Raw genomic sequence first — 21,202 nt, 5'->3', positions numbered from 1 at the left:
CCCTTTGGGTAGTTGGAGAATCGCCTCTGATGATTATACTGCAGTTTCAGTGTTAGAAGGCATGAAAGCATATGAATGTAATACTATAAACAGTAGCAAAGGTGTAAATCTTTTTGAAGGAGAAACAGCCTTTATTAAAGAAGTAAAAATCAACACAACTGATAATTCTGGAATTAAAGAAGCTGTTGAAACAGCAAAATCTGCAGATGTTGTTGTTATTGTACTAGGGGAACACGGTTTTCAAAGTGGAGAAGCAAGAAGTAGAACTCAATTAAATTTGCCAGGCCTACAGCAAGACTTGTTAGAAGAGGTTTATAAGGCAAACAAAAATGTAGTTTTAGTACTAAATAATGGCAGACCGCTTGCTATTGAGTGGGCTGCTGAAAACATACCATCTATTGTTGTTGGTTGGCAATTGGGAACACAAACTGGTAATGCTATTGCTCAAGTACTATATGGAGACTACAATCCTAGTGGTAAACTACCTATAACATTCCCAAGAAATGTTGGGCAAATCCCAATTTATTATAACCATTTAAATACTGGTAGAGCTACAGACAGAGAAAATAATGTCTTTTGGTCTCACTACATTGACAAAGAAAACTCACCTCTTTATCCTTTTGGATTTGGTCTTAGTTATACCAAGTTTAAGTATAGTAACTTTAAGATTGATAAAGCTAATTATTCAATCAATGATACAGTAGAGGTAACAGTAGATATTACTAATATTGGTGATTTTGATGGTAAAGAAGTTGTTCAACTTTACATAAGAGACCTTTATGGTAGTATATCACGACCGGTAAGAGAGCTCAAAGGATTTGAGTTAGTACATCTCAAAAAGAACAGATCAAAAACCGTAACATTTAATTTGACAAAAGGTGAATTAGGTTTTTATAACAACAACGGAGAATATATAATTGAGCCTGGTGATTTTGAAGTTTTTGTAGGAGGTAGCTCTACTACAACCCTTAAAACTCAATTTACTTTAACAAAGTAATTTTTTACTATTAACATAAAATATTCATACTCTAAACAAATGTTTAAAGCATGAATATTTTTTTAGTTAATTTTAAAACACCTGAAATTACTCTCATGGTATTCTTTAAATTAGATAACATTACGTTATCTTCAAAAGTAGGTTCTGGTAGATTTGGTTTTGTTTTCATAAGCAGAAATTCATGATAGATTTGGGGCAAATCATAAATTGAGTTTATGGCAAATTTGGTTAATTTAATTTAGTTCGATTTGAGACTGCTAATATGAAATATATTTTCAATATATCAGTCAAGATACATTAAAAATCGATGAAATACATTGTTTTTTAACATTTTAATGTAGTAATGTAGATTTATCTTACAATTAAAGTTAACTTAGTGAAGAGGAAAGTACAAATCTTTTGTTTTATATTTATAAAGTCATTTCTGGAATTTCACCATCGATTATTAAATGACCTTCTGTAGCATTTTTAATATCATCAATTGAAACGCCAGGAGCACGTTCTAATAACCTAAACCCATCAGCAGTAACTTCTATAACAGCCATATTGGTTACAATTTTCTTCACACAAGCGACTCCTGTTAATGGTAATGAGCATTCTTCTAGTAGTTTAGAGGCTCCTGCTCTATTTGTATGCATCATGGCCACAATTATATTTTCAGCACTTGCCACCAAATCCATAGCTCCGCCCATTCCTTTAACCATTTTTCCAGGAATTTTCCAATTGGCAATATCTCCGTTTTCTGACACTTCCATAGCTCCAAGAATTGTTAAATCAACGTGTTGACCTCTAATCATTGAAAAACTCATGGCTGAATCAAAGAAAGAAGCTCCCGGTAGTGTTGTTATGGTTTGTTTCCCCGCATTAATAACGTCAGCATCTTCTTCTCCTTCAAATGGGAAAGGCCCCATACCTAAGACACCATTTTCACTCTGAAATTCTACTTCAATATCATCTCTAACAAAGTTAGCCACCAAAGTTGGTATACCTATTCCTAGATTAACGTAGTAACCATCTTTTACTTCCTTTGCAATTCGTTTTGCAATACCATTTTTATCTAACATAATTAATTGCGTTGTCTAACCGTTAAATTTTCAATTCGCTTCTCGTAACGTTCTCCCTGAAATATACGTTGCACAAAAATTCCAGGTATATGAATTTGATTAGGATCTAATTCTCCTGCAGGAACTAATTCTTCCACCTCAGCTACAGTAATTTTTGCGGCTCCACACATATTAGGATTAAAATTACGAGCCGTGCCTTTAAAAATTAAATTACCTGCTTCGTCTCCTTTCCATGCTTTTATAAACCCGAAATTTGCATTAAATGCTTGTTCTAAGACGTACATTTTTCCATCAAATTCTCGCGTTTCTTTTCCTTCTGCAACTTCGGTACCATATCCGGCAGGAGTATAAAAAGCTGGAAAACCAGCTTGAGCCGCTCTAGCGCGCTCTGCCAATGTACCTTGTGGAATCAATTCTACATCTAACTCACCATCTAACATCTGACGTTCAAATTCATCATTCTCTCCGACGTAAGATGAAATCATTTTTTTTATTTGCTTTTGTTGTAATAGTAGGCCAAGACCAAAGTCATCTACACCTGCATTATTAGATATGCATGTAAGTCCTTTTATATTTAGTCGTACGAGTTCTGCAATAGCATTTTCAGGAATACCTGAAAGTCCAAATCCACCAAACATAAAGGTCATATCATTGTCTACACCCTTTAGAGCTTCAGTGACAGAAGCTACTTTTTTATTAATCATAAATCACGAAATTTAGCTTCTGAAAAATACGAAACTAAGTGGAGAAATCATATGAAAAATATCCAAAAAAAGAGAAGAACTAATGCTAGTTATCGAAAATCTACCTCTATTTCATCATCATCAGATTCTTCCGTTTGGTCAACTAAATCACCCTCATCTTCTGCTGTACAATCTACATTTATCGATAGGTTAGAAGGTTTTTCAAAATTATCGGTTGAAACATTTAACGTTTCATCGGCATAGCACGCTTTCATATATAAGCCCCAAATTGGTAAAGCCATTGATGCACCTTGTCCATAGGAAATACTCTTAAAGTGAGCAGCCCTATCTTCTGCGCCAACCCAAACACCTGTTACAAGATTAGGTACCATTCCCATAAACCATCCATCACTTTGATTTTGAGTTGTTCCGGTTTTTCCTGCGATAGGATTTGTTAGTTCATACGGATAACCCGTGATAATCTCCCTATAGATAGCGTTCCATTTATCAAATCCTTTGTGTCTTAATCTTCTACCAGATCCTGCCTGAGTTACTCCTTCCATTAGATTGACTGTAACATAGGCAACCTCTTCACTTAATACATCTTTACTTTCTGGGGTAAACTGAAAAAGTACGGTACCATTTTTATCTTCAATACGTGTCACCATTACAGGTTTATTGTAGACACCTTTATTTGCGAATGTAGAATAAGCAGCAACCATTTCATAGACACTAATGTCGGGTGTTCCTAATGCAATCGCTGGTACAGGTAAAATTTCTTGTTCTACACCTAGTTTTTTAGCCATCTCAACAACAGGTTGTGGTCCAATTTCGTTCATAAGCCTTGCAGTTACCGTATTAGTAGAACTTGCTAAAGCATCTTTTAAGGTTTGTGTACCAGAATAATTACCATCAGAATTTTTAACGGTCCACGGTTCGGGGTTTCCGTATTTCTCTGCCTCAATGGTAATAGGTGTTCTCGGAAATGAATCGCATGGAGATAATTGTAATTGATCAATCGCCGTGGCGTAAACAAATGGTTTAAAAGTAGAACCTACTTGACGCTTTCCTTGTTTAACCATATCGTACTTAAAGTGCTTGTAATCCATACCTCCTACCCATGCTTTTACATGACCAGTTAATGGATCCATAGACATCATACCTGTGCGCATAAACGATTTATAATATCTCATAGAATCAATTGGCTTCATAACGGTATCTACCTCACTTGCTTTCCCATCTACCCACTTGAATACGCGCATTTCAGTCGGTTTCTTAAATGACGCTCTTATCTCCTTATCTGATTTTCCTTGTTCTTTTAATATTCTCCATCGTTCACCACGTTTCATACCATCATTCATCAATTTGGTGATTTCTGCTTGATCGAGTTCTAAAAATGGTGCGGTTTTATTTCTATCTGGTGTATTTTGATCGTCAAATTCTGCCTGAAGTTTGGGCATATGCAATGCCACGGCTTCTTCTGCATATTTCTGCATACGTGAATCTATAGTCGTATAGACTTTTAAGCCATCACTATACAAATCGTATTTGCTACCGTCTGGTTTACGGTTGTTTTTATCATTAGCCCAATCTTTCATAAAAGATCGCAAATATTCTCTAAAATAAGTCGCAATACCTTCTTTATGTGATTCTGGCGTATAGTTTAAATCCAACTCAGTATTTTGTAATGAATCCTTAACTTCTTCAGAAATGTATTCATACTTGTACATTTGGGCTAAAACCACATTGCGTCTGTTTTTAACACCAACAGGGTTTCTCCTTGGATTATAAAGCGAAGAATTTTTAAACATTCCAACCAGCATTGCCGATTCTTTCATATCCAAATCTTTCGGCTCTTTACCAAAATATATTCTTGAAGCTGATCTAATGCCATCACCATTATTTCCAAAATCATAAATATTAAAATACATCGCAATGATTTCTTCTTTGGTATACTGTCGCTCCAAGCGTATAGCAATAACCCATTCTTTGATTTTTTGAATAGATCTTTTAACAATATTTCCTGCAGCCTTCTTTGTAAACAATAACTTTGCTAATTGTTGGGTAATGGTACTTGCACCTCCTCTTTTTCCAAGGAAAAATGCTGCCCTCAGTGTTCCACGACCATCAATCCCAGAATGATCATAATAACGTGCATCTTCAGTAGCAATTAAGGCGTCTACTAGATTTTTAGGCAAATCATCATATCCTACTGGCGTTCTGTTATCATTAAAATAAAATTTTCCGAGTGTTTGCCCATCAGAGGAAATTATTTCAGTTGCTAAATTAGTTTCTGGATTTTCTAATTTAGTATGATCTGGCATTTCACCTAAAAGTTCCCAAGAAGCAAATAGAAATAACAATACAATTGCTAAGATTCCACCAGAAAACACCATCCAAAACCAACGTACGTATTTTGAAAAATCTAATTCCGTTTTTTTATTTTGAGTTGCTTTTTTTCTTGCCATATCTTAATTGTTTGCTACACTTTCAATTCTAAAACCAACGTCAGTTATTCCTTCTAAGTTTTCTACTCCATCAACTTCTCCATTTTTTCTCATAGCATGTTGAATATTGACTATATAGTCACCATTTTCAGTAAACTTAAATGGTGATTCGTATCCTTTGTACCACAATTTATTTTCTTTAATATCAGAAAATCCGGCGCCTAACAACTCTCCGTTAGGTGCCGCCATGTTATATTTTAGGGTATCCTTTACTGCTTTTCCATTAGGATAGTTTAATTCTACAATTAAAAATAAGTTATTGAATTGATAATCGTTTGTGTTTCTGAGATTCACAAAAAGATTGTAATTATTTAAAGTATCGGGTGCGGTAAAATTAAAACTAGCTAATGAATCTTTATGCCATTGATTTGGCACTGACTTATACTTATCAAAAACTGCATTAGAGTCGCAGCTTTGAAACAGAAAACATACAATAACAATTACAAATAACTCACTAATTCTTTTTTGCATTTTGTCTTTGATTTCTATTACGATTGTGGTTTTTGTTTCTACCCTTCCTATTGTTTTTACGTTTCCTTTTGGATTTTGGACTATCGAAACGTGTTAAACTATCTTGACCTACAACGTTTTCAAATTCATTTTTAGTGTCTTGTATGTGCTCTGCCGCATATTCTTCGAGACTTGCTACTTTTTCTTTTTTCTTATTTTTTTCGATTATTTCATTGGCTTGTTCTGTTGTAATTACGTGCCAATTCATCCATTCTCCTTCATAAGCGTACCACATTAATCCTTTAAAAATATCTGTTTTCTGACATACTGCAGTTCCTTTTTCAGTATACAGTTTAGTATCATTTTTTGGAAAAGCCTTTAAGGCATCTAAATAAGCGTCTAGTTCATAATTTAGGCAACACTTTAATTTGCCACACTGACCAGCTAACTTTAAAGGATTTAAAGACAATTGCTGGTATCGTGCTGCAGATGTACTTACGGATCTAAAATCTGTGAGCCATGTAGAACAGCAAAGTTCTCTACCACAAGACCCAATACCGCCAAGTCTTGCTGCCTCTTGTCTGAAACCGACTTGACGCATTTCAATACGTGTTTTAAACTCTCTGGCAAATACTTTAATGAGTTCTCTAAAGTCTACTCGCTCTTCGGCGGTGTAATAAAACGTAGCTTTACTACCATCTCCCTGATACTCAATATCAGAAATCTTCATCTTTAGATTAAGATCTATAGCAAATTGACGTGCTTTAACCTTCATGGGTTCTTCCTTGTCTCTAGAAGAGGACCATACATCAATATCTTTTTGAGAAGCTTTTCTATATATTTTTAACAAGTTTTCAGAGTCTTCAATATCTATTTTTTTTCGCTTCATTTGTACACGGACAAGTTCACCTGTAAGTGTTACCATACCAATATCGTGACCAGATTTTGCCTGGGTAGCGACGATATCTCCTATGTTAAGTGTAAGGTTTTCTGTATTCTTATAATAATGTTTTCTGCCGTTTTTATAACGTACTTCAACACCTATAAAAGGTTCTTGTCCGTTAGGAAGTGACATATTAGCCAACCAGTCAAAAACAGTAAGTTTATTGCAGCTATCTGTGCCACAAGTGCCATTGTTTTTACACCCTTTTGGTTGGCCATCTTTACCAGTTGAGCAACTGTTACAAGCCATAAAAAGTTATATATATTTAATCTAGAAGCTTAATCGACTAGATAAAGGATTCATAATTTATTAATAAGTAAAGATAAGATTATTTATTTAGTTAAATAACTAATTGTCTTTCAATACATTAAAATATATTCATTACCTTAATGCTCACATTTTCAGAATACTTCGATGTAAACATAAACCAACACATTAAAGACATGAAACCAAAAATTACTCTATTTTTCTTTCTGATACTTTTGTCAATTAGTTATTCTCAAAATCCCTTTTCTGAACTTGTACACGGAAAATACACAAATAACCCATCCGAAACACCTTGCTTAACTGCAGAACAACGCCATGAAGTAGAGTAATTAACTTCTGCAGGAATTGAATCGTTAAGATTACAAAACAGGTTAGGCTATAACGAAGCTAACCGAGGAACACATCCTTTATTTGCAAGGCCTGTGCAAAAAGCAACTAATGCCTCTTATAATGATGTTTGGGCAATTTCTAACTATGTAGATCATAATCCTGTTGCGCCAGACGCATTATCTGATTATAATTGTGGTCCTAGAACTTATGATACAACAAGTGGTTACAATCATCAGGGTTTAGATATTTTTTCCTGGCCATTTACCTGGCATATGATGGATAACAATTATGTAGAAATCATATCAGCAGCACCAGGACAAATCATTGCTAAAAATGATGGTCAATTTGATAGAAGTTGTGATTTTAACAGCAACTTTTGGAACGCGGTTTATATACAACATAACGATGGAAGCATTGCATGGTATGGGCACTTAAAAAATGGCTCATTAACTAGTAAAAATGTTGGAGATATGGTTTCTGAAGGAGAATTTCTAGGTGTTATGGGAAGTTCTGGAAATTCTACAGGACCACATTTACATTTTGAAGTTTGGGTTGATGCGACTTATACACAATTGGTAGATCCGTATATTGGTACATGCAATACAATGGATAGTGAAACCTGGTGGCAATCTCAGAAACCGTATGTTAATCCTGGGATAAATGCAGCCTTAACTCATTCCGATGCACCTGTATTCCCTAATTGCCCAACTCAAGAAATCACTAATATCAGTGAACAGTTTGATATAGATGACACCATTTATTTTGGTCTTTATTTAAGAGACCAGGTTATGGGTGAAAGTGTAAACTTAAAAATCATAAGACCAGATAATTCTATTTTATAAAATTGAAATTATACACTTACTGCAACTTATTACGCTTCATGGTTGTATTGGTTTTATCAAGGTGTATATAATATGGAAGGTGAATGGAAATGGGAAGCCACATACAATGGTGAAACAGTTACACACTCATTTAATATCGGAACTTTTAGTGTTGATGAAGAATCCTTAGAATCGACTTCAGTTTATCCTAATCCATCAAATGATGTTGTTAATATTTCTTCTACTTCTAAAATTAAGTTTGTACAAATTTTCGATGTCTTAGGAAAAAATGTGTTTACACAGGAGGATAGCACTGGAAATGGCATACAAAAAATGAATTTAACCAGTCTGTCGAAAGGAGTCTATTTTATTAAACTTGAAGGAGAACAAAATCAGACAAAAACAATAAAACTCATTAAGAAATAAACTAAAAAAGGCTCTAATTTAATTAGAGCCTTTACTTTATTTAGTTGTATTTAAGGTGTCAAAAATATTGCGTAAATCTTTTTTATAGGGCAAATAATCTGCTCTTCCTTTTTTAAATATATCATTACTATTGCCTTGCCCTTTTCGTAATACCTTTTGTTCTTCGTAAGGTAATTTTATAATGTCCTGACAATTGGAAGAACAGCAATTATCCATTTTTTCTTTGCACTCATCACATTGAATAAATAATAAATGGCAAGCTTCATTAGCACAATTTGTATGTAAATCTGCTGGTTTACCGCATTGGTGACAATTAGCAATGACATCATCTGAGATACGTTCCGAACGTCTTTGATCAAACACAAAGTTTTTCCCTATAAATTTATTTTCTATACCTTCAGATTCTACTTGTCTTCTATAATTAATAATACCACCTTCTAATTGAAATACGTTTTTAAACCCTTTATGCTTGTAATAGGCACTGGCTTTTTCGCAACGAATACCACCAGTACAATACATCACTAATTTTTTATCCTCTTTATGTTCTCTTAAGTCTTCCTCAATTAAGTCTAAAGATTCTCTAAAAGTGTCTACATCTGGAGTAATGGCATTTTTAAAATGACCGATTTCACTTTCGTAATGATTACGCATATCTACCAGTACTGTATCTGGGTCTTCAATTAACTCATTAAACTGTTCTGCACCAACGTGTATTCCTTTGTTAGTAACATCAAACGTAGTATCATTTAATCCGTCCGCAACAATTTTAAGTCTCACCTTCACTTTTAATTTTAGGAATGCGAAATTGTCGTGCTCAATAGCAATATTTAATCGTACATTTTCTAAAAACGTGATGGTATCCAGATGCTTTTTAAAAGCATCAAAATTTTCAGCAGGTACCGAGAGTTGTGCATTTATGCCTTCGTTGGCCACATAGATTCTACCTAAGACATCTAAATTATCCCAAGCTAAATACATGTGATTTCTAAAAATTTCTGGATTACCAATTTTGGCGTACTTATAGAAAGAGATTGTTAAGCGTTCTTTTCCCGCTTGTTTAATAAGTTCTGCTCTTTCTTTAGCACTTAAGTTATTGTACAGTTGCATGCTATACTAATTTTTAAGGTTAAAGAATAATAAAGGACAAAGGTATTATTTTTAAGCAATTAGGCATAAAAAAAGCACTTTGATAATGTCAAAGTGCTTTTTTAGATTAACTATAACTAAAACTAAATTTAAAAAAGGTTAATCTTTTGGCTTTACAGCTGCTGCATTAATCAGCAGCCGTTCTACCTTGTTTTTGCTAATTTGTGTTTAAAAAGTAGAAAATTTTTACAAGACCTATCTCGACTTTTTAAGGGGTTTTCATAGCAACTATTTCCTTTTTCATTTAGTAGATGCAAAAAGTGCAAAATGGTTGCGTCATAAAATTGAAAAAATTAAAATAAGTGGTATTTTTGATGTCAATATAATTTAGAACATAGAAAGAAATGAGTAGTGAAAAAGACGCAAAATTAAAAGCCCTAAAACTTACGTTAGACAAATTAGATAAAGCCTATGGTAAGGGTACCGTAATGAAAATGAGTGACCAGGCGATTGAAGATGTTGACGCTATATCTTCTGGATCATTAGGCTTAGATATCGCATTAGGTGTAGGTGGTTATCCAAGAGGTAGAGTAATAGAAATCTATGGACCAGAATCATCTGGTAAAACAACTTTAACGCTTCACGCTATTGCAGAGGCACAAAAAGCTGGTGGAATTGCTGCATTTATAGATGCAGAACATGCCTTTGACCGTTTCTATGCTGAAAAATTAGGTGTGGATATTGATAATTTAATTATTTCACAACCAGATAATGGAGAACAAGCTTTAGAAATTGCAGATAATTTAATCCGCTCTGGAGCTATCGATATTGTTGTTGTTGACTCCGTTGCAGCATTAACTCCTAAAAGCGAAATTGAAGGCGAAATGGGAGATTCTAAAATGGGTTTACATGCACGTTTAATGTCTCAAGCTTTAAGAAAATTAACGGCGTCTATAAGCAAGACGCATTGTACTGTAATATTCATTAACCAATTGCGTGAAAAAATTGGTGTGATGTTCGGTAATCCTGAAACCACAACGGGTGGTAATGCATTAAAATTCTATGCTTCTGTACGTTTAGATATTAGACGTTCTACTCAGATTAAAGATAGCAATAGTAATGTAATGGGTAATAAAACAAGAGTTAAGGTGGTAAAGAATAAAGTAGCACCACCTTTTAGACTTGCTGAATTCGATATTATGTATGGAGAGGGCATTTCTAAAGTGGGTGAAATTCTAGATTTAGCTGTTGAGTACGAGATTGTAAAAAAGAGCGGCTCTTGGTTTAGTTATGAGGACACCAAGCTCGGTCAGGGAAGAGATGCTGTAAAATCTCTAATTAAAGATAATCCAGATTTAATGGATGAATTAGAAGAAAAAGTAAGGGCCTTGATAAACGAAGCTTAATACATAAAATAGAAATCCTGAAAAAAAATTCAGGATTTTTTTATTTTTAGACGCAACCATTTAACACTTTTTGCATCTACAGAGTGAAATTGATTATAATTATTTATGAAAAGATGCTTTTTATTGGTTTCAATATTCATTCTAACTTTAACCTCGTGTTCTGTTGAGAATGAGGAACGACAAGAGTTTCAGCTCGAAGTCTTACCAATTGAAAGTGTTGAAGTACCTAAGCAATTTGTACTCGGAAATACTTATGAAATCAATGTCACTTATTACAGACCATCGTCTTGTCATGAGTTCAATGATTTCTATTATGAAGTTAGCGGTAATGAAAAAACTATTGCAGTAATTAACACGGTTTATAAAGACCTAAATTGTGAAACTACTGCAGAGAAAGTTACAGTAAGCTTTAATTATGTAGCTACTGAGGTTGATACAAGTGTATTTAATTTTTATCAAGGTGAAGATGCCAACGGTAAAGACAAGTATCAAAAACTAGAAGTTTCCGTAACAGATAGCCAAACAATCAAGAATGATGTAGGAGAGATAAAATAATTATTAATTAATTCCAGCTAAAATGTGAGTTTAGAGAGACTCATAGAAAATTGTATTAAACAAGATGCTAAAGCTCAAAGTCAATTATACAAGCAATTTGCAAGTAAATTATTTTCACTTTGTCTTAAGTACTCTAAAAATTATGTAGAAGCAGAAGATAATCTGCACGATGCATTTATAACTGTATTTAGTAAAATAGATCAGTATAACAATAAAGGTTCTTTTGAAGGTTGGTTAAAACGAATAGCAATTAATACATCATTGCAACGCTACAGAGAAAATGTTGGCGTTTATGATATCATCAATGAAGGTAACATTGCAGATGTAGATGTAGAAATTGATGACGAAGGTTTAAGCATTGATTTTTTATTAAAAATCATACAGGAATTACCAGATCGTTACAGGTTAGTTTTTAATCTTTATGTATTAGATGGTTACTCTCACTTAGAAATCAGTGAGTTAATTAACATTTCAACAGGAACCTCAAAATCTAATTTAGCACGAGCTAGATTAATTTTAAAAGAAAAAATAGAAGATTACAAGTCGAATGCAAATTCGCAGTCAATATAAAAATGAATAATAAGAAAAACATAGACAGACTTTTTCAAGAAAAGTTTAAAGATTTTGAAGTCGCACCAAATGATGCGATGTGGGATCGTATAAGCCAAGGTCTGCCTAACAAAAAGGAAAAACGCAGAGTAATACCTATCTGGTGGCAGATTGGTGGAGTTGCTGCAGTTATTGCTATTCTATTAACGGTTGGTGTTTCTGTTTTTAACTCTGGTAATATTAATAATGATTTACCTATTGTTGATACAAAACAAAATAGCACTCAAAAAGAGAATATTAATTCATCTTCTAATGATAAACAGGACAAGTTAAAAACTTTAGAAAATCAAGAGCTTCAGGTTACAGAAGCAAATAATAATGTTGGGTCTAGCATAAAAGAAGAAGAAAATTCAGTAAAGAATACTTCTAACAAACAATCACCATCAAATCAGTTAACTGTACCAAATAAAACACAGTTAAAATCTTCTAACGCGGTAGTTAATGCCGTTAAAGAAAAAGTAGGTAAAACTGAGGATGAACAAAAGCGAAATGTTTTAACAGCCCTACCGAATAAAGAGAACAACACAAAGGTTGCTGCTAATACTAAAAAGACATCTTCTAATTCTAAAAAGACAGAAAATAAAGATGGATCTAGTATTAACAAATCTGACATAAAATCGGCCATCAAGAAAACGTTAGAGAATAATTCTACTGAAGTTGCAGAGAACACAACATCTAAAAATTTAGAATCTTCTAATACTGATGGTACTGACACAAAGAATTCAGATATCGAAGACACAAAAAACACAATAGTTGAAGATCCTGAAAAGCAGTCTATAGAAGATGCTATTGTAGAAAACACAATTGAAAAAGAAGATAAACAAAACAGGTGGAGCATCGCTCCGAATGTTGCGCCTGTTTATTTTGGGTCTTTAGGCGAAGGTTCACCTATTAATGATCAATTTGTAATGAACTCTAAGAGTGGTGATATTAATATGAGTTATGGTATTGCTGGTTCTTATGCTGTATCTAAACGTTTAAAAGTACGTGCTGGTATTAATAGAGTTAATTTAAATCACGTTACAACCAATGTTGTTGCATTTACAGGTACTGAAGCTTTAATGCGAGGGGAAAGTACGCATATGTCAAATGTTAAATACAAAAATCACAATTATACGGTTTCTTTTATGGATGCTAAGAAATATAAGAGTATTTCTAAAGCAGAAATTATTAACACCAAGATCGCAGGTGAAATTGATCAACGTTTTGGATTTATAGAAGTGCCTTTAGAGTTAGAGTATCGTTTATTAGATAAGAAGCTTGGTATTAACGTCATTGGCGGTTTTAGTACATTCTTTTTAAGTAACAATGAAATATATGCCGACATAGATGGTATAAGTACTTTAATCGGTGAAGCCAATAATATTAATAGCACAAGTTTTAGTGCAAACTTTGGATTAGGTTTAGATTATAGCCTATCAAAGCAATGGAATATAAATCTTGAACCACAATTCAAGTATCAACTGAATACCTTTAATAACACGTCTGGTAATTTTAGACCATTCTTTATTGGAGTGTATACAGGATTAAGTTTTAAGTTTTAGGTAAAATTTATATTAGGTTATTGCAGTACAAAAAGCAATGATGAATGCAATGATGACAAAAGCTACTCCTGGTTAGAGTGGCTTTTTTGTTTTTACTGTTTGACTTAATTCTTCTAAGATTAACTGCCTTGTGCTTACATTTAGTGTTTTGGTGTCTTCAATGGTTAATCCTTTAGTATCGAAGAATTTGTGGATTTTAGCACGCATCCTTCCAGGACCACCACTAAAGAAGGTATATGAAAAACGTTTTTTGTTGTCGTAAAACGTAATGGGTACTACTGGTATTTGATGGTTAATGGCCAACCGAAACGCTCCATCTTTAAAACTATCTAAAACTATATGCTCTTCTGGCACACCACCTTCCGGGAAAATACAAATACTGAGACCTTGTTTCAATCTTCGCTGGGCTCTCAAAAAAACAGCTTGTCTACTTTTTGCACTACTTCTATCTACCAAAATACAGGTGCGTTTATAGAAAAATCCAAACAATGGAATTTTGACTAATTCTTTTTTGCCCACAAAAACAAAGGGGTTTTTTACAGTTACCAACATTAACATAATATCTACCATAGACGTGTGGTTGGCAACAAACATGTAACTACGTGCAGGATCAGGGTTTTGTTCTTTCTTAATTTTATAGGCAAACCCCATCCCAATAAGTATAAATTTTGCCCAAAAACGTGCAAATTTAAAGAAAAATGGGTACCATTTCTCTCTTGAAATTGAGGCTAGAAGAATTGGGAATAGAATAATAATCGGTAAGGCTACCAAAATGTAGAACCAAATGCGATACAAAACCCAAAACGGATATTTAAATATAGCCATGGCATCAAAACTAAGTATTTAATTCAAATAGCTTCACATAGTTCTCTCAAAAATTTATCTTTGTTTTAGATTTTCGAATTAAGTTTAATTTAATGAGATTCCCTGTTTTTTGGGAAGTTAACATGGCAAGAATACTAACAGGCATACAAAGTACAGGTACACCACACTTAGGAAACATTTTAGGTGCTATTTTACCAGCAATAGAAAAAGCAAAGAACGAAGCAAATGATTCGTATTTGTTTATTGCAGATTTACATTCTTTAACACAAATAAAGAATGCCAATACACTTAGAAGTAACACCTACTCCACTGCTGCTACCTGGTTAGCTTTTGATTTAGACATTGATAAAACCGTGTTTTATCGCCAGAGTGATGTACCACAGGTTACTGAACTCGCTTGGTACCTCAACTGCTTTTTTCCGTTTAAACGTTTAGAATTGGCACATAGTTTTAAAGATAAAGCGGATCGGTTAGACGACGTTAATGGTGGCTTATTTACCTATCCAATGTTAATGGCTGCAGACATTTTGTTGTATGATTCTGAAATTATTCCTGTTGGAAAAGATCAGGAGCAACATATTGAAATGACGCGCGATGTTGCTTCTCGTTTTCATGCAAAAATGGGTGGAGAAACATTTGTATTGCCAAAAGCAGATATTCAAAAAGATACGATGCTTATTCCTGGTACTGATGGTGCTAAAATGAGTAAGAGTAAGGGTAATATTATCAATATCTTTTTACCAGAAAAGAAATTACGCAAGCAGATAATGACTATCCAAACCGATAGTACACCGCTTGAAGAACCAAAAGACTGGACTACTTGTAACTGTTTCGCTATTTATAATTTATTAGCATCAGATGAGCAAATAGCAACTATGAAAGCTAATTATGAAGGTGGTAATTATGGTTACGGCCATGCTAAACAAGCTTTATATGAATTGATTATAGAGCGATTTGCAGAACCAAGAGAACGCTATAATTATTATATGGACAACCTCAGCGAAATTGATGCAGCTTTAGCCAAAGGCGCTGCAAAAGCAAAGGTTGTAGCTAATGATGTTTTAAAACGTGTTAGAACAAAGGTTGGGTATTAAATCACCTCAAACAACTTACCTGGCAAAGGTCTAATCACACCTTTTAATTCCATATTGAGTAATATACTAGCTAACTTATATGAAGGTATACCACATTCAAAAGCGATGACATCTAGTAACTCCTTGTCATGTTCTTTTAGATAGTTATAAATGGTTTTTTCATCTGGTTCTAACTCAACGAACAGTTGTTTTTGCACCACTGGTTTTTCATCCTTTTCGAGTTGCCAATTCAACAAATAAGGTATATCTAATGGATTTGAAAGCAAATGTGCTTTCTGAAACTTTATTAAATTATTACAGCCTACGCTTTGACTATCCGTAGTTCTACCAGGTACAGCAAACACCTCTCTATCATATGAATTAGCGATGTCCGCGGTAACCAAACTTCCACCTTTCTCAGCCGATTCTATAACTATGGTAGCTTCACTAAGACCTGCGATTATTCGGTTTCGTTTTAAAAAGTTATTTCTATCAAAGGTGTCTGTACTCCAAAAGTCGCTATAAAAACCACCATGACGTTCAATATCTGCCACATATTTTTTATGTGCTTTAGGGTAAATCTGGTTTAAACCATGCGCCAAACATCCTATAGTCTGGAGATTATGCCTTACGGCAGCTTTTTGTGCGGTAATATCCGTGCCATAAGCAAAGCCTGATACAATGACTGGATTAAACTGTGCCAATGTCTCCACTAATTTTTCACAAAACGCAATACCGTTTGTGGTGATTTTTCGAGCACCAACAATACTAATAATGGGTTGATCTTTTAGATTAATATTACCCGATTGAAACAACACTATTGGTCCATCAACACAATGTTTTAATTTTCCAGGATAAGTATCATCGGTAAAATAATGGGCAAAAATGTTATTGTCTCTAACAAACTGTAACTCGCGCTCAGCTTCTTCAAGATGAAATTTATCAAAAAGCCCTTCTATTGTAATAGTACCAATGCCATCAATTTTTAAAAGTGTAGATTTCTTTTCATTTAATACAGCTTCAGCAGATCCGCAATGATTTATTAATTTTTTAGCCGTTGTAGCACCAATCTTTGGTACATGCTGTAAAGCCAAAGCATAAATTAATTGCTGATCTGTCATTTTTAATGTATTGATTTCAAACATACAAAAAACAAAATTTTTCTGATGTTAATAACTAAATCGCTTCAAATTTTCATCAGAATTAAAAAATTTTAACTTTGCTATACTATGCAGTTAGAGACTTACATAAGCGACCTTTTATACCGATACGATTGTGTAACTGTACCAGAGTTTGGAGCATTTTTAACCAATCGTGTTTCGGCAAAAGTACATGAAACGACACACACATTTTATCCACCTAAAAAAGTATTGTCTTTTAATGAGCAGCTACAGAATAACGATGGCTTATTAGGCAATTACATCGCTGAGGTTGAAAAAATACCTTATGAGGTGGCTATTACCAAAATCGCGAAACAAGTAAAATCTATTAAGTCGTATTTAATAGAAGGTGAAACCATTCAGTTTGAACATATAGGCGAATTAATTCTTAACGCAGATGGTAAGATTGTTTTTGATCCGTCTAGCCACATTAATTACTTAACGGATGCGTTTGGTTTATCGCATTTCAGTTCCACAGATATTAAGCGCGAAGTTTATAAAGAGACTGCTGAAGTTATAGTAGAAAAAGCACCAATTGCGTTTACACCAGAAAAACGTTCTAATAACGGATGGATAAAATATGCTGCCGCGGCAGTCATCGTTTTAGGTCTAGGTGGTTATTTTGGCTATAACTACTATAACAACAGTATTGAGAGCCATAATCAACTTGCGCAAGAAGAAGCTAATGCACAGCTTGATGCTAAAGTGCAGGAAGCGACATTTGTAATTAGTAATCCATTACCAGCCGCTACATTAACCGTTGAAAAACAAAGTGGTAATTACCATATCGTTGCTGGTGCTTTTAGGATTGAAGCCAACTCAGATAAGAAAGTAAAGCAATTAAGAGCTAAAGGTTACAAAGCCAGAAAAATTGGTGCTAACCGTTATGGGTTGCATGAAGTGGTTTATGCCAGTTTTGAAACCAGAGTTGAAGCGCAACGCGAACTTTATAAAGTTAGGCGTGAGCATAACCGTGATGCCTGGTTGCTGATTAAGAACTTAGATTAATTTTTGATTACAGATATATAAAAAACCCTTTCAATTATGAAAGGGTTTTGTGTTTTATTTAATCTTGTTTTACCATTTCGTAGTAACCATCTGGCACTTCTATTCTGGCATTAACATCATCTGCAAGTGTTGTATAATCATAAACACACACCTGTATTTTTTCTACACCATTATCGTTGATATATCTTAAAATAAGCCTTCCTTCAATATCATCGTCATCTGGACTAACAATAAACAGCTCAATTTTTATTTCAGTAACATCACTATTGTCTAGGCAATTATCTGGCAATTCATGCACAAATATACCGCCACTAATTCTGTGATCATAACCAGATAGTGTAGTACTGTCAAAATCTGACAAGGTATTTACTTTTTGTATACCATTTTCAATATATTTATATTCGCCAACTAACATATCAGTGTAATAATTTGAAGGAGATAAATACTGCTCTTCCTTTTTAAGTTTAAAAGTTAGTTCAGTATCTCCGTTAGTATAGCTCCAGGTACCTGTATATTTGCCAAATTCATTATTAACATCTTTTTCATAATAATCAGGTGAATGCACAATATCCTGATTGCCTCCAAGAGGTATAATTACCGATTGTGCTTTGCAAGAAATAAAACTTACAGTTATTAATATTCTTAATATATTTTTCATTGTATTTTATTTTAAGTACATGGTATTTTTATGGTAGTATCATTTTTATCAACTTTATCCCAACTGTCTATATTCCAATCTTCAGCATTAAAATTAACTTCAAAGATTGTCATATTCAAGCCATAATCCTCTAATACTTCATAAAGATGAGCTTGTTGTTTTGATATTGTAGTTTCATCAGTGTAAGTCGAATAATTCCAATCATTTTGATAAGCATTTTTTATTCGTCTTTTAAATTCACGTTGTTTACGTTTATTATTCCTTACATGTAATAATACCTGAATACTCTGGATGTCGTCAAAACGAATCGCAAAAAACCCAAAGGTATTATTTTCTCTATAAACAACCATTTGAGTAATATTCAAATATTGCACTGTACTTACACCAAAATCTTGTATCCGTTGAACAATCTGGACTAGTTTTAAAATATCATCTGCCGAAAACATTTTATATTTAACACTTGTTGGATGTGAATGGACTACAGCAGTTGTTTGATGATGTACCGAGATATTTGCATGGTTTGAGCCGTTATTGTCTTCAATAATTGGACTAGGCAAATATTCGCCTGTATTACTGTTTATATCAATTCTAAAAATTTTCTCATGATTTCCTGAATCCTGTTGTACCGTTTGTAACTTTGATTTTATTGATGGTACATCTGATAATGCTTTAAGTCTACCACATTCATTAGCACAATCTGTATCACTACCTCCATTTGCTTTACATTCACAAAATTCTGGGCTATTTCCACTTAAAATACAATCTTTTATATCTACCACACAATCACCATTCAAATCACCTGGCGGTGGATTATCACATTGCTCAGGATTTGAATCATCTACAATTGTAGTGTATGAACCATCATCCTCTCCATCATTTGGTCCATTAGGATTTGGTACTCCATCATCTCCATCTCCTGTGCCATTATCGTTTGTATTTGTTGAGTTATTAGAACCATCATTATTACCGCCAAAATCAAAAGGAAAACATTGATAAGTAGGAATCATCTCCCAATAGCCAGGAGAACTGCACGGACCATTACATTCACCTGGTGCATGAGGTGGTGTGGCACAACCACATGGCACCGCTCTAAAAACGAAGGTTGTTTCTACATACCCATCACAATCTGTTGGATACTCATCCGTTGTTGTAATGTTGCCTATAATTATACCAGCACCTCCATCTGGTGGAAACTCATTAGTAATTACATCTATTCTTGCTGTTTTTACATTTCCTTCGTATGGTTTGCTTTTATCATTTTTCTATTCTTCTGTTGGTGTATATTTGGTCATAAACATAGCTTCAACACCATTTTTATCTTCAATAGTAAGGTTATAAAAGTTTTCACTATCAGAGTCTGGCAAAACTATTCTCATTGTGTACGAGGTGTAATCATCTATAGTGATTTCTTTTATATCATCAATATAAATTGTAATGCCTAAAGTATCTATTGTTTCTCTAGCAAGCACATTAGATACACTTTCTAGCTGTAGATATTCATCAAGCTGAAATTTGCTTTTTAATTGATTAAACTTATTACCAACATTGGTATAAGATACATTTTTAATAGTTGGTGTTATTTGCCCATTATTTGTCTTAATCTCTTACTTTTCTTTGACGATTACCTCATCTTTTTCGCAATTAAAGTAGACCAACAGCAGTCCTAGGCAGAGAAATGCCCATAAAAACTTGTTTTTCATATGTATATAACGATTATAATTAGTACTCTAATTCATCGCTATTAATAATCCTTAGGAGGGAATACTTAAAATTAATAATACCTCCTGTTAAAATAAAACTGGTAAATGTTAAACTATAAGAAAATACATTGTTTTAATTACGGTAAAACCGTATTGGCTATCTAAAATCCAATTATCTTTGCAGAAATTTTAAAGTTTATGCAATCCAAAACAGCGTTTCAGTCTAAAACTACTCTTACAGATTTAGTATTACCAAGCGAAACTAATCCTATAAATAATCTTTTTGGTGGTGAGTTGTTAGCACGTATGGATCGTGCAGCAAGTATCGCAGCAAGGCGTCACTCCAGACGTATTGTAGTAACAGCATCTGTTAACCATGTGGCTTTTAATCGTGCTATTCCGTTAGGTAGCGTGGTTACGGTTGAAGCTAAAGTGTCTCGTGCGTTTTCGTCTTCTATGGAAGTCTATTTAGATGTTTGGGTTGAAGATAGAGAATCTGGTGAGTCTATTAAGGCTAATGAAGCGATTTACACCTTTGTTGCTGTAGATGAGACGGGAAGACCTGTTAAAGTGCCAGAGCTTATCCCAGAATCTAATCTGGAAAAAGAGCGCTATGATGGTGCGCTAAGAAGAAAGCAATTGAGTCTTGTACTTGCAGGCAAAATGAAACCTTCTGATGCTACAGAACTTAAGGCCATTTTTGAGTAACTCTTTTGTCATTACTGCGAAGACGCAGGAAACCAGATAACATAGTTTTTGATTAAAATAGATTCCTGCCTTCGCAAGAATGGCTGGTCTGATTAAACTTTTTTGTATTTGAATGGTCTTATCATTAAACCAAATTTATTTAATGATGAGACATATCGTATACACCTTAGTATTTGTATTTGCATTAAGCTTTACATCTTGTGCAACTCGTGTCGTTGTAAAACAACCTGCTTCAGTAACCGTAGTAAAAAAATTACCTAGACCATATAAAGTAGTACGTGTAAAAGGAAAGCGCTATTACTTTTTTAATGGTAAACACTATAGAAAAACCAGAAATGGTTATGTAATAGTACGAGTATAGTTTAAAATTGAGTTAGTTGGT

At 33.8% G+C, this 21,202-nt stretch carries 24 protein-coding genes; 12 read left to right on the top strand and 12 right to left on the bottom strand.

Annotated elements, in window-relative coordinates:
* The coding region (locus tag ACTG3Y_RS06605; protein WP_439152135.1) for a glycoside hydrolase family 3 C-terminal domain-containing protein at nt 1-997 on the top strand (997 nt) is incomplete at its 5' end.
* Nucleotides 998-1,040: 43 nt separating this feature from the next.
* On the opposite strand, the gene ACTG3Y_RS06600 is transcribed toward ACTG3Y_RS06605, so the two are convergent.
* From ACTG3Y_RS06600 to ACTG3Y_RS06575, 6 genes are all read right to left on the bottom strand, one after another.
* The gene (locus ACTG3Y_RS06600; RefSeq protein ID WP_439152134.1) at nt 1,041-1,166 is read right to left on the bottom strand and encodes a hypothetical protein; all 126 of its coding nucleotides are present in this window, start codon (nt 1,164-1,166) and stop codon (nt 1,041-1,043) included.
* A 241-nt stretch (nt 1,167-1,407) separates the two neighbouring features.
* Nucleotides 1,408-2,061 (bottom strand): 3-oxoacid CoA-transferase subunit B, encoded by a 654-nt coding sequence (locus ACTG3Y_RS06595; RefSeq protein WP_439152133.1) that lies wholly within the window; start codon nt 2,059-2,061, stop codon nt 1,408-1,410.
* Between the two features lie 2 nt (nt 2,062-2,063).
* Nucleotides 2,064-2,765, bottom strand: a complete 702-nt coding sequence (locus ACTG3Y_RS06590) for a CoA transferase subunit A (protein ID WP_439152132.1) — start codon at nt 2,763-2,765, stop codon at nt 2,064-2,066.
* An 89-nt stretch (nt 2,766-2,854) separates the two neighbouring features.
* Nucleotides 2,855-5,212 carry a penicillin-binding protein 1A gene (locus tag ACTG3Y_RS06585; protein WP_439152131.1) on the bottom strand — a complete coding sequence of 786 codons (2,358 nt, stop codon included), beginning with the start codon at nt 5,210-5,212 and terminating at the stop codon, nt 2,855-2,857.
* 3 nt (nt 5,213-5,215) lie between these two features.
* The gene (locus tag ACTG3Y_RS06580; protein WP_439152130.1) at nt 5,216-5,722 is read right to left on the bottom strand and encodes a gliding motility lipoprotein GldH; all 507 of its coding nucleotides are present in this window, start codon (nt 5,720-5,722) and stop codon (nt 5,216-5,218) included.
* Complete coding sequence (locus ACTG3Y_RS06575; RefSeq protein ID WP_439152129.1) at nt 5,706-6,893, bottom strand: PSP1 domain-containing protein; 1,188 nt, start codon at nt 6,891-6,893, stop codon at nt 5,706-5,708. Before ACTG3Y_RS06575 ends, ACTG3Y_RS06580 begins: the two co-directional genes overlap by 17 nt.
* A gap of 140 nt (nt 6,894-7,033) precedes the next feature.
* Here ACTG3Y_RS06575 and ACTG3Y_RS06570 point away from each other — a divergent pair, with 140 nt between their 5' ends.
* The 3 genes from ACTG3Y_RS06570 to ACTG3Y_RS06560 all read left to right on the top strand — a co-directional run bounded on the left by ACTG3Y_RS06570 (nt 7,034) and on the right by ACTG3Y_RS06560 (nt 8,488).
* Nucleotides 7,034-7,240, top strand: coding sequence for a hypothetical protein (locus tag ACTG3Y_RS06570; protein WP_439152128.1), 207 nt, complete (start codon nt 7,034-7,036; stop codon nt 7,238-7,240).
* A gap of 93 nt (nt 7,241-7,333) precedes the next feature.
* Nucleotides 7,334-8,083 (top strand): M23 family metallopeptidase, encoded by a 750-nt coding sequence (locus ACTG3Y_RS06565; protein ID WP_439152127.1) that lies wholly within the window; start codon nt 7,334-7,336, stop codon nt 8,081-8,083.
* Nucleotides 8,084-8,125: 42 nt separating this feature from the next.
* On the top strand, nt 8,126-8,488 hold the full coding sequence (locus ACTG3Y_RS06560) for a T9SS type A sorting domain-containing protein (protein WP_439152126.1): 363 nt from the start codon (nt 8,126-8,128) through the stop codon (nt 8,486-8,488).
* Between the two features lie 36 nt (nt 8,489-8,524).
* On the opposite strand, the gene trhO is transcribed toward ACTG3Y_RS06560, so the two are convergent.
* Nucleotides 8,525-9,595 carry an oxygen-dependent tRNA uridine(34) hydroxylase TrhO gene (gene trhO / locus ACTG3Y_RS06555; RefSeq protein WP_439152125.1) on the bottom strand — a complete coding sequence of 357 codons (1,071 nt, stop codon included), beginning with the start codon at nt 9,593-9,595 and terminating at the stop codon, nt 8,525-8,527.
* Nucleotides 9,596-9,978: 383 nt separating this feature from the next.
* On the opposite strand from trhO, the gene recA reads away from it, so the two are divergent.
* From recA to ACTG3Y_RS06535, 4 genes are all read left to right on the top strand, one after another.
* On the top strand, nt 9,979-10,980 hold the full coding sequence (recA, locus tag ACTG3Y_RS06550; RefSeq protein WP_439152124.1) for a recombinase RecA: 1,002 nt from the start codon (nt 9,979-9,981) through the stop codon (nt 10,978-10,980).
* Between the two features lie 123 nt (nt 10,981-11,103).
* Nucleotides 11,104-11,535, top strand: a complete 432-nt coding sequence (locus ACTG3Y_RS06545; protein WP_439152123.1) for a hypothetical protein — start codon at nt 11,104-11,106, stop codon at nt 11,533-11,535.
* A gap of 24 nt (nt 11,536-11,559) precedes the next feature.
* A complete protein-coding gene (locus tag ACTG3Y_RS06540; protein WP_439152122.1) occupies nt 11,560-12,105 on the top strand; it encodes an RNA polymerase sigma factor in 546 nt (181 codons plus the stop codon).
* Nucleotides 12,106-12,107: 2 nt separating this feature from the next.
* Nucleotides 12,108-13,688 (top strand): hypothetical protein, encoded by a 1,581-nt coding sequence (locus ACTG3Y_RS06535; RefSeq protein WP_439152121.1) that lies wholly within the window; start codon nt 12,108-12,110, stop codon nt 13,686-13,688.
* 72 nt (nt 13,689-13,760) lie between these two features.
* Here the strand turns inward: ACTG3Y_RS06535 and ACTG3Y_RS06530 are convergent, their stop codons facing one another.
* A complete protein-coding gene (locus tag ACTG3Y_RS06530) occupies nt 13,761-14,513 on the bottom strand; it encodes a lysophospholipid acyltransferase family protein (protein WP_439152120.1) in 753 nt (250 codons plus the stop codon).
* Between the two features lie 122 nt (nt 14,514-14,635).
* On the opposite strand from ACTG3Y_RS06530, the gene trpS reads away from it, so the two are divergent.
* A complete protein-coding gene (trpS, locus tag ACTG3Y_RS06525; RefSeq protein ID WP_439152136.1) occupies nt 14,636-15,607 on the top strand; it encodes a tryptophan--tRNA ligase in 972 nt (323 codons plus the stop codon).
* Here trpS and dprA read toward each other — a convergent pair.
* Nucleotides 15,604-16,707: a DNA-processing protein DprA gene (gene dprA, locus ACTG3Y_RS06520; protein WP_439152119.1), complete on the bottom strand. Its 1,104-nt coding sequence runs from the start codon at nt 16,705-16,707 to the stop codon at nt 15,604-15,606. The two genes, trpS and dprA, sit on opposite strands and share 4 nt — an antisense overlap.
* Before the next feature lie 108 nt (nt 16,708-16,815).
* On the opposite strand from dprA, the gene ACTG3Y_RS06515 reads away from it, so the two are divergent.
* Nucleotides 16,816-17,754 (top strand): SPOR domain-containing protein, encoded by a 939-nt coding sequence (locus ACTG3Y_RS06515; RefSeq protein WP_439152118.1) that lies wholly within the window; start codon nt 16,816-16,818, stop codon nt 17,752-17,754.
* Between the two features lie 58 nt (nt 17,755-17,812).
* Here the strand turns inward: ACTG3Y_RS06515 and ACTG3Y_RS06510 are convergent, their stop codons facing one another.
* From ACTG3Y_RS06510 to ACTG3Y_RS06500, 3 genes are all read right to left on the bottom strand, one after another.
* The gene (locus tag ACTG3Y_RS06510) at nt 17,813-18,412 is read right to left on the bottom strand and encodes a DUF6705 family protein (protein WP_439152117.1); all 600 of its coding nucleotides are present in this window, start codon (nt 18,410-18,412) and stop codon (nt 17,813-17,815) included.
* Nucleotides 18,413-18,423: 11 nt separating this feature from the next.
* Nucleotides 18,424-19,497, bottom strand: coding sequence for a hypothetical protein (locus tag ACTG3Y_RS06505; RefSeq protein ID WP_439152116.1), 1,074 nt, complete (start codon nt 19,495-19,497; stop codon nt 18,424-18,426).
* Between the two features lie 177 nt (nt 19,498-19,674).
* Complete coding sequence (locus tag ACTG3Y_RS06500) at nt 19,675-19,881, bottom strand: hypothetical protein (protein WP_439152115.1); 207 nt, start codon at nt 19,879-19,881, stop codon at nt 19,675-19,677.
* Nucleotides 19,882-20,310: 429 nt separating this feature from the next.
* Between ACTG3Y_RS06500 and ACTG3Y_RS06495 the strand changes: the two genes are divergently transcribed.
* Together ACTG3Y_RS06495 and ACTG3Y_RS06490 are read left to right on the top strand one after the other, a co-directional pair.
* Complete coding sequence (locus ACTG3Y_RS06495; RefSeq protein WP_439152114.1) at nt 20,311-20,820, top strand: acyl-CoA thioesterase; 510 nt, start codon at nt 20,311-20,313, stop codon at nt 20,818-20,820.
* A 145-nt stretch (nt 20,821-20,965) separates the two neighbouring features.
* Nucleotides 20,966-21,181 (top strand): DUF6515 family protein, encoded by a 216-nt coding sequence (locus tag ACTG3Y_RS06490; protein ID WP_439152113.1) that lies wholly within the window; start codon nt 20,966-20,968, stop codon nt 21,179-21,181.
* The last annotated feature ends 21 nt before the right edge of the window (nt 21,182-21,202 follow it).

This window comes from Winogradskyella sp. (genome assembly GCF_965656915.1).
Lineage (GTDB): Bacteria > Bacteroidota > Bacteroidia > Flavobacteriales > Flavobacteriaceae > Winogradskyella.
The sequence above is the reverse complement of the archived record's forward strand: the minus strand, read 5'-3'. Positions and strand labels throughout refer to the sequence as shown.

Excerpts from the sequence above, each read along its gene's own strand:
- ACTG3Y_RS06490 (WP_439152113.1), top strand. The coding sequence starts at position 20,966 with ATGAGACATATCGTATACACCTTAGTATTTGTATTTGCATTAAGCTTT.
- ACTG3Y_RS06595 (WP_439152133.1), bottom strand. The coding sequence starts at position 2,061 with ATGTTAGATAAAAATGGTATTGCAAAACGAATTGCAAAGGAAGTAAAA.
- ACTG3Y_RS06590 (WP_439152132.1), bottom strand. The coding sequence starts at position 2,765 with ATGATTAATAAAAAAGTAGCTTCTGTCACTGAAGCTCTAAAGGGTGTA.
- ACTG3Y_RS06570 (WP_439152128.1), top strand. The coding sequence starts at position 7,034 with ATGCTCACATTTTCAGAATACTTCGATGTAAACATAAACCAACACATT.
- dprA (WP_439152119.1), bottom strand. The coding sequence starts at position 16,707 with ATGACAGATCAGCAATTAATTTATGCTTTGGCTTTACAGCATGTACCA.
- ACTG3Y_RS06535 (WP_439152121.1), top strand. The coding sequence starts at position 12,108 with ATGAATAATAAGAAAAACATAGACAGACTTTTTCAAGAAAAGTTTAAA.
- ACTG3Y_RS06495 (WP_439152114.1), top strand. The coding sequence starts at position 20,311 with ATGCAATCCAAAACAGCGTTTCAGTCTAAAACTACTCTTACAGATTTA.
- trpS (WP_439152136.1), top strand. The coding sequence starts at position 14,636 with ATGGCAAGAATACTAACAGGCATACAAAGTACAGGTACACCACACTTA.
- ACTG3Y_RS06585 (WP_439152131.1), bottom strand. The coding sequence starts at position 5,212 with ATGGCAAGAAAAAAAGCAACTCAAAATAAAAAAACGGAATTAGATTTT.
- ACTG3Y_RS06515 (WP_439152118.1), top strand. The coding sequence starts at position 16,816 with ATGCAGTTAGAGACTTACATAAGCGACCTTTTATACCGATACGATTGT.
- trhO (WP_439152125.1), bottom strand. The coding sequence starts at position 9,595 with ATGCAACTGTACAATAACTTAAGTGCTAAAGAAAGAGCAGAACTTATT.
- ACTG3Y_RS06510 (WP_439152117.1), bottom strand. The coding sequence starts at position 18,412 with ATGAAAAATATATTAAGAATATTAATAACTGTAAGTTTTATTTCTTGC.
- ACTG3Y_RS06530 (WP_439152120.1), bottom strand. The coding sequence starts at position 14,513 with ATGGCTATATTTAAATATCCGTTTTGGGTTTTGTATCGCATTTGGTTC.
- recA (WP_439152124.1), top strand. The coding sequence starts at position 9,979 with ATGAGTAGTGAAAAAGACGCAAAATTAAAAGCCCTAAAACTTACGTTA.
- ACTG3Y_RS06600 (WP_439152134.1), bottom strand. The coding sequence starts at position 1,166 with ATGAAAACAAAACCAAATCTACCAGAACCTACTTTTGAAGATAACGTA.
- ACTG3Y_RS06575 (WP_439152129.1), bottom strand. The coding sequence starts at position 6,893 with ATGGCTTGTAACAGTTGCTCAACTGGTAAAGATGGCCAACCAAAAGGG.
- ACTG3Y_RS06580 (WP_439152130.1), bottom strand. The coding sequence starts at position 5,722 with ATGCAAAAAAGAATTAGTGAGTTATTTGTAATTGTTATTGTATGTTTT.